We start from the raw sequence: 7,995 nt of genomic DNA on the forward strand, positions 1-7,995 counted from the left end.
GATCACAACATGATATAAACAGCAAATAGCCCAAGCTCATTCAGTAATAAACTTGGGCCATTTTTTATTCAGTTTCAGTATAAATACCTACAGTATTAATATAAGGAGAATAATAAAGAGCTCCATGGAAAGTTACTCTTATATATTGCGCTTGTTTAGCCACAAGAAGAAGAATGTAACTTGTCTTATTTGCAAATCCTGAAGCTACACCAAGATCCTCATATTTCTCTCCATCATTACTTATCGCTATACTTGCACTTTCCGAAGAATAAAACCATTCATAGAAATGTAAAGCAATAGTTTTTATATTCTCTTGTTTTCCCAAATCGATATCAAGTATGCTGCCATCCGGAACATAATCATACAAGTCGCTAGATTGTCCATTCAAAGTAAAACTCCAACCCGAATGGTCATTTATTACAGAACCTACCGGTTTGTCTACACTAGATAAAAATCCGACAAGTGCTGTTTTATAAACAATATATATAACTTTATTCTCGCCTATATCTGCTCCTACTCCATCAACATTCGTGATTGTCACTGGAATAACATAGTTAGTACCCAGCTGCACAGAAGCCATATCATCCGAAAAACTCAAGGCAACACTCTCTTCCGGAGTTGTTTTTCCTTGTTTAATCATTATTGTCGATTGCTTCAAACTTGCACTAGTCAGTAAAGAATAATCTGTGCCATGCAATGCATTATACGTTCCAACTAATGCCGGATTAATAGCAAGAGTAACTTTGGTGTCACCATCTGCGGCCCATGCCGATTTTAAGATACCGTCAAGCTTCCATTCACTGCTTAAATTTGTAAATCCTTGACTATACTGATACTCTAACAGATATTCTTTACTTGAAGTCAGTGTGACATGATTTGGTTTGTAAGTCGATTCAAATGTCAAGAATATCTTACTATTACTTTCACTCGCTGATACTCCTGTTCCATTAATAGAAGTTATAGCAATCGGGAGAATATAATTTTCCGATCCGTTCTTAAATTCTTCCATATTAGTATAATGCACTTTTAAAGTATCTGCAGAGATATATTCCCCTTGTTTTATATACAAAGTTGCATTTTCCAGTTCTGCATTTTGTAAAGCTACATAGCTCGTTCCATATTCACTGTTGTATGCATCTACCAATGACCTGTCAATAGCTAATTGGATGGTCAAATCTTGTGGTGCAGGTTTAGTACACCTGACAGGAGACAAAATATGTTCGGTGGCGATTTCTTTCAAAAAAGTTCCGTCTCCTTTATACTCTAAAGTAGCATTTGTTTCACTTGGTTTATAAATATAGACATAATTGATATCATACGGATCTGTTGCTTCGTCATCGTCACATGCTGTGACTAATGGCAATGACATAGCAAAAAATGTACTATATAATATATATTTAAATAATGCTTTCATATCATACTGTTTTAAATTATTGAGCAAATGAATATGTTTCCCATGTCACCTTTTGACGGTTTTCGTTACCTAGGTTAGAATTGCCAATTTCCACATCATGACCATTACCGGTTACATCGTGTAGTATTGTAGCTCCTTCACCTTCATTCATTGGCAGATACAACAACAAATTCTTGTCTGTATAGTCAACTTCGGTATACATAGATTTCTTTATCTGATTAACTGTGCGTGTAACTTTCCAAAAACGAACCTGACACATTTCACAGAAATCCGGAAAATATTCTTCTCCTGAAGAAATCATCTGAAATTGATCAATATTCATCGGTTGTCCTATTGAAGAAGATAATGAGGCAACTACAGTACCATTTTGGTACAATAAAGTAGTACCGGATGCTGCATCATAACTCACTGCAAAATGATACCATTTTTGTGCTTCTAAACCTTTTCCCTTAGTTGGATCACCTGTATCAAATTGAGACCCCATCGTTTTTACTTGTAGGAAATTATTTTTATAGCTACCATTCTCGGAATAGATTAAGTCACCAAACCGTATATATAGTTCTGTCCCTGAACCTCCTGAGTTTATTATAGCCTGATTATTCTTAGTATATCCACCGTTCCCTGATTTAGAGGTGACTTTACTCCACCATTCCAATGTATAATTTGGCAAAGCTAACCCCCAAGCTCCTTCCGGGGCTGCATGCATACCATTATACCATGTTAATTTAGGAACAGCTTGTTTCAAAGGCTTCACAAGAACCAATAAAAAACTGGAAGAGGATTCCGACTTCTCAATACTTCCTTCCACATTCTTAATACTGATGGGAATTGCATATTGAGCACCGCCTTCAGCTTCAAAACTTTTAATATCAACATTCACAGGATCTGCACTTACAGAACCTGCTTCAATCGTTACTGATTCAGGAAATGATATATATTCTTTAGGAGGCATTTTATAATTAGTTTCATTCTTCTTATTATAAGCATCTAATACAGATTCGTCAATAAATAAATTGGCTTTTATTGTTTGATTAATAATATTCACCAAACGTACAGTTAACGAAGTACGCGTCGTACCCTCTGTCAATGTCAATTCTTTAGTTTTGGATGTAGACGCTTCATTTATATAGACTAAATTATCTATAACATCATACTTAGCATTTTCACATGCAGTATGGACCAGTGCCAGTACCCCAAATGCCATTATTTTAAGTAAAGATATTCTCTTCATTGTTTAACCCTTTCTTTTAGTTATTAATAGGAGGATTCTGTGCAGCAATAGCTGCACGCACTGTGGGATAATCAGGATTTCCAGGATAATCATACTCAATATGATAAGCCCCCATACCTGCATGTTCTATTCCACAAGCCGGATGATAGCTCTGTTGCTCGGTAAAGTAATGCTTATCCACTGCTCTTTCAAAAGTTGCAGTCACAATAGATTTCCCCATAGCTTCTTTAAAGACATTAGGGTGACTTCTACGTACAGCTTCAAAGAAAGAATCCAATCCAGAATGTCCTAGTTCATAGGTCTGCCAAGCTATATAATCAAGGCTTAGAACTGTTTCCTCTGAAAGCACTTCATAAAAGCTCAACCAACCTGCACCACCAGGGATATCAGCAACCAACATTTTCCCCGTCTTATCAAACTCCTCACGTAAAGTCTTCATAAACGCATTGGGTACTGATGGCATACTGGAGTTCATTAAAGTCCCCCAATCCTCAATATCATAATCAAATCCATCGATATTATATTTGTTACATGTATCTACAATAGCAAGTGCATATTTCTTAGCAGCCTCAATGCAAGATTGCTCATCTGTAGGATCAAAGCCCCAAAACGCTTCCTTCACTGCATCATCGTTACCACCCGGTGTGAGATTATCACCAATATCCCCTGCGCGCCAACAAAGCACTGCTTTGGAACCCTTAGCCTGAAAGTCTTTTAAATCAGCCTGTTGCTCAACCGTCAGATTTCCCCAACAGAGCCAAAGACTCACAAAATCCGTACTGTCCGGTAATCCACATAAAGCATATTGCATGGAAGAACCTCCCTTACCTGCCCAGTTACCAAACCAGCCAAACATAATTTTATGTGGAGAGTTAAAATAATCCTTCAAATTATTTTCATAACCTTGCGTAGGAGGTTCATAATAATCTTTCGCCTCTAAGTCGGTCCAATCACTACATGCAGTATTTAAGAATCCCTGCGAGAAAAAAAGAGAAATTCCTATTCCGTATATTATTTTTTTCAATTTACTCGTTTTCATAATAAAAATTATTTTAACGTTCTGATTTAATTCTTCTTAGCCCACCAAAGATCTGTGGCAGAGTTGTCTGCACCACCCAACATGGATACAGCTGCTTTCACATTTGCATTATTCGTATTATATTCTGACTGAGGGAAAGGCAAACGACGCATACCACGTTGTACTGTCACTCCGTCTGTATTCAGATTATTCACGATAGGAAATAGTTTAGGATAACCTGTACGACGAATGTCAGCCCACGTTTCCCAACCATTCGGAAAATTGGCAATCCACTTCTGAATCAAAATACGCTCCAAATTCTCTGTAACACTTGCTGATTCATTATATTTCGGAGTTACAGTTGACACTGCTGCTATATCCTTACCTGAATCCGAAGGATCACTGTAAGCAGCAGGAACCTTTTCACTTTTCAAATAATCGCCAATAGTAGCTTTACGTTCTTCCATAGACACTGTCACTCCTGTGTCATAAAGTTCTTTGGGAGTTCCTCCCATATTCCATTTATACATCAATGCAGCTTCTGCACGTAAAAAATAAGCTTCAGATGCAGACATAATGAGCAATTCATCATCTATACCAATATTCAGGCGGGAGAATTTTGTATAATTTGCCTGAGTTGTAGCACTTTGGTAAATACCATTTCGCACTCCTATTTGTCCTCCACCGATAGAAGCATCTGCTTCTGATGCATATTTAGCCAAACGAGGATCATTATAACCGCTTAAATATGAAGTGATATTAGCACTGATACGAATTTCATTCCATGAAGAAGTAACACGATAATATGGATTCATACCGTCATTATATTTACTATATGCAGCATCTGATGCAGATGTCATCACACCAATTACATCAGAAACAGCTTCTTCTGCTTTCTCCTTGGCAAGTGCTGGAGAAACACTAGAAATGCGCATTGCCATACGAAGCTTTAAAGAATTGGCAAATTTCACCCATTTGTTAAAATCTCCATTAAATACAAGATCGTATTCTGATAAAGAACTCATATCTTCATTACCTAACACTGCTACTTTAAAAGCGGAAATCGCTTCATCCAAATCATCAAACATGTGTTTATAAAGATCCTCCATATTGTCATATTCTACAGTAAAAGCAGTTCCTGTAATTTGAGAATAAGGAATCGGTCCATAACAATCACTAATTTTAAGTGAAGCTGCCACACGAAGAATCTGTGCCCATTGATAAGCCAATCCTTTGCCATCAGAAAGATCACGTATCTGGAAATATCCGGTATAAATCTGTGGCATAGTAGTATCAAACATATTTCCATACCACCCAACTCTTGGATTGTAAGTATAATAATTACCTCCATTACCCCATTGGGCGATACAAGTAATTTCTCCACCATATTCAGATCCAATCATCTGATCCAACATCTGTGAATTGTTCTGTTGTCCTTGTACTAATGCAGGAATCATGCTTTTAATCAATGATCCGGTGATTGCATTATCACCCAGCATTTGGTCAGGTTTAGGTCCAAAGGGATTTGTATTATACTCTTCAAATTTATCGGTACAACCTGTTCCTAGTGCTACTAACAAAGTATACACAGACAGTTTTGCAAACTTCTTTATTATCTTATTCTTTTTCATAATCTAAACTAGAATGTTAGTTTGACATTAAATCCGAGACTTCTCAAACTAGGTTGTTGAAAATAGTCAACCCCCTGATAGAAATTACTAGTGACAGAAGATGTACTTTCCGGATCATAAGGTGCTTTACAATAAATCATCCATAAATTCTTTCCTGTAAGCCCCAGTGTCATATTTACATGATTTTTGAACCATGTTTTAGGAAGTTGGTAGCTCAAGCTCAGTTCAGAAAGGCGAATATTCGTTGCACTATATGTATAATAAGTACCAACAGCGGTAGTTACTTTACTATAATATTCCTCAGCATCCACTTTACTGTCTCCAACCCATACACCGCCTGCCTGACGAGCAACTGCAGAACTTTCAGATACACCATATTTATCAATCATGGCTTGTGTATCCGATACAACTAATCCTCCAAAACGCCCGGTGAATGCAAATCCAAGATTCCATCCCTTCCAAGCAACACTACCATTCCATCCCAAATAATATTTAGGAAGAATAGAGCCAACCTTGCGGTATTCCGTATTTTCAATAGCCAAACTTCCATTAGAGGGGTCTTTCCAAATATATCCATTAGGAGACTGACGCAAACGCTGATTGATATAAATATCTCCCATTGATCCGTTTTCATAGAGTCTTAAAGTCGGACCACCACTAGTTCCCAATGTTCCTTTTGAGTAATACTCCATTTCGATAGCTTCGCCGGTTTCCGGATTGATGGCACCATTCGCTAAACTAACGATCTTGTTTTGATTAAGAGTGTAAGTGAAATTTGTAGATACCTTCACTTTATCAAATGTATCAGAATATCCTAAAGCCAGCTCAATACCCTGATTCTGAATATTACCAGTCTGCACAATATTATTCTTATATCCAGATGAAGCCGATGCATCAACATAGAATGTCTGATTGAAGGTATTAGAACGATAGAAGGTCATATCTAAATTAATACGGTTGCCAAGGAATTTAGCATTGACGCCTAGTTCCCATGATTTTGTATTTTCTGGTTTCAGATTAGTATTATAATGACTTGCAGGATATTCATATGTATTTGTTTGCTCATTATAAGTATATTGCATTTGGGTAAGGTATCGATTAGGGGAAGAAGCGACCTCCGCCCACGAACCACGAACTTTCAAATAAGAAATAGCTTTTGGTAGCTTTACAGATTCACTAACAAGCCATGACAGACCAACAGACGGATAAAAGTAGGAACCTTTGCTGGTAAAAGCTAATTGAGATGCCCAGTCATTACGCCCAGTGACAGTCAAATACAATTGATGATTCCATCCTAATTCTGCACTTGCAAAAACACTTTGTACTTGATCATGCCATTTTGATTCATTACGCTTGGAAGTATTGACATTAATATTGCCATAATGGAAGAAATTAGGAATTTGCTCCAATCCTCCTTTTAGATACATAGCATCTTCCTGAATATCATTAATAGAAGCACCAACAGTTGCATTCAATGAAAGTTTGTCATCAAAGAAATTCTTATTTATGCTAGCCATTACATCAGCATAAACAGACCGATCATTTTGTTTAGTATGTCCATAATAACCTTTAGAACTACTTTCTGTAAAAGTACCTCGTGTACTAGCATAATACTTTTCATAACTATCGCTATCTGAATTATCCACACGTACTCGCCCTGTTACATTCACCCAATCTGTTATATCCCATTTCAGACTAGCATTAAACATATAACGACGTTTAGAAAGCTCATTCTGCATTCGATTCATAATCCAATATGGGTTTTGCATATCCAAATCAGTACCAAATATAGATTCCGGCCAATATTGTACCATAAGGTTTCGAGCCTCACTATAGCGTTCATACATCTGTACTTCCTGAAAGTTTTCACCTCGTGGAAAAAGATAAAGAGATACCAAGGGATTAAAATATTGTCCACTACCTACCATATTCTTATTATTTTGAATAATATATTGAGCTCCCAAATCAAGACTCAACTTATTATCACAGAATTTAGCGGTATTACGAATAGAGAAATTATAGCGGTTATAAGCATTATTAGGTAAGATACCTGTAGAGTTTGTAGTAGAGACAGATGCGTAAGTTTGATTTTGTTCAGTACCAGTGGTCAACGTGAAACCATTCATCTCCGTCATTCCCGTATTGAAGAAGTCAGATGGATCAAAGTTGCTAGGAGTATCCATCAAGCTCCCCCAACTGCCTAACTCTCCTTCACGATTACCATAAATATTCTGAAACTTCGGCATCATCATCGGAGATGAAAAACTTGTACTATTACTATAAGAAATTTGCACTTTTCCTACAGTACCTTTTTTAGTAGTGATAAGAATAACTCCATTAGAAGCATCCGAACCATACAAGGCTGCAGCGGAAGGTCCTGTTAAAATTGTCATGCTCTCAATATCTTCAGGATTAATATCAGCTACGCTATTAGATCCTGGCTGTTTGTTCATCGTACCTCCAGCATTATCTCCTGAATTTACATTAAACATTGGAATACCATCAATAACATAAAGTGCATTATCATTTTTCTCCAAAGACTTTGTACCACGCATAACTACACGAGCCGCAGCCCCAGCACCGGCTGAAGAAGCATTTATTGTTACGCCAGCTACTTTTCCTGATAAAGCATTAATAAAGTTAGCATCCTTTATATTAGTCAATTCATCTCCCTTTACTTGCTGTACATTATAACTCAACG

5 protein-coding genes are annotated in these 7,995 nt (G+C 37.0%); all 5 read right to left on the reverse strand.

What is annotated here, in order from left to right; translation table 11 throughout:
* Nucleotides 1-64 precede the first annotated feature (64 nt).
* Genes HMPREF2794_RS06055 through HMPREF2794_RS06075 form a run of 5 tightly spaced genes read right to left on the reverse strand, consistent with a single transcriptional unit; the run spans nucleotide 65 to nucleotide 7,993 of the window.
* A complete protein-coding gene (locus HMPREF2794_RS06055; protein WP_070751181.1) occupies nucleotides 65-1,414 on the reverse strand; it encodes a DUF4999 domain-containing protein in 1,350 nt (449 codons plus the stop codon).
* Between the two features lie 16 nt (nucleotides 1,415-1,430).
* Entirely contained in the window at nucleotides 1,431-2,645 is a 1,215-nt protein-coding gene (locus HMPREF2794_RS06060; protein ID WP_230373431.1) for a BT_3987 domain-containing protein, read from the reverse strand.
* 16 nt (nucleotides 2,646-2,661) lie between these two features.
* Nucleotides 2,662-3,684 carry an endo-beta-N-acetylglucosaminidase family protein gene (locus tag HMPREF2794_RS06065; RefSeq protein ID WP_070751152.1) on the reverse strand — a complete coding sequence of 341 codons (1,023 nt, stop codon included), beginning with the start codon at nucleotides 3,682-3,684 and terminating at the stop codon, nucleotides 2,662-2,664.
* 26 nt (nucleotides 3,685-3,710) lie between these two features.
* Nucleotides 3,711-5,294: a SusD/RagB family nutrient-binding outer membrane lipoprotein gene (locus HMPREF2794_RS06070; RefSeq protein WP_008765827.1), complete on the reverse strand. Its 1,584-nt coding sequence runs from the start codon at nucleotides 5,292-5,294 to the stop codon at nucleotides 3,711-3,713.
* Between the two features lie 8 nt (nucleotides 5,295-5,302).
* Nucleotides 5,303-7,993 (reverse strand): SusC/RagA family TonB-linked outer membrane protein, encoded by a 2,691-nt coding sequence (locus HMPREF2794_RS06075; protein ID WP_246839589.1) that lies wholly within the window; start codon nucleotides 7,991-7,993, stop codon nucleotides 5,303-5,305.
* Nucleotides 7,994-7,995: the final 2 nt, after the last annotated feature.

Origin of the sequence: Bacteroides sp. HMSC067B03, assembly GCF_001811315.1 — a bacterium.
GTDB classification, from domain to species: Bacteria; Bacteroidota; Bacteroidia; order Bacteroidales; family Bacteroidaceae; genus Bacteroides; species Bacteroides faecis.

Bases quoted from the DNA above. Each gene is read 5' to 3' on its own strand.
- HMPREF2794_RS06055 (WP_070751181.1), bottom strand. From the start codon at position 1,414: ATGAAAGCATTATTTAAATATATATTATATAGTACATTTTTTGCTATG.
- HMPREF2794_RS06060 (WP_230373431.1), bottom strand. From the start codon at position 2,645: ATGAAGAGAATATCTTTACTTAAAATAATGGCATTTGGGGTACTGGCA.
- HMPREF2794_RS06065 (WP_070751152.1), bottom strand. From the start codon at position 3,684: ATGAAAACGAGTAAATTGAAAAAAATAATATACGGAATAGGAATTTCT.
- HMPREF2794_RS06070 (WP_008765827.1), bottom strand. From the start codon at position 5,294: ATGAAAAAGAATAAGATAATAAAGAAGTTTGCAAAACTGTCTGTGTAT.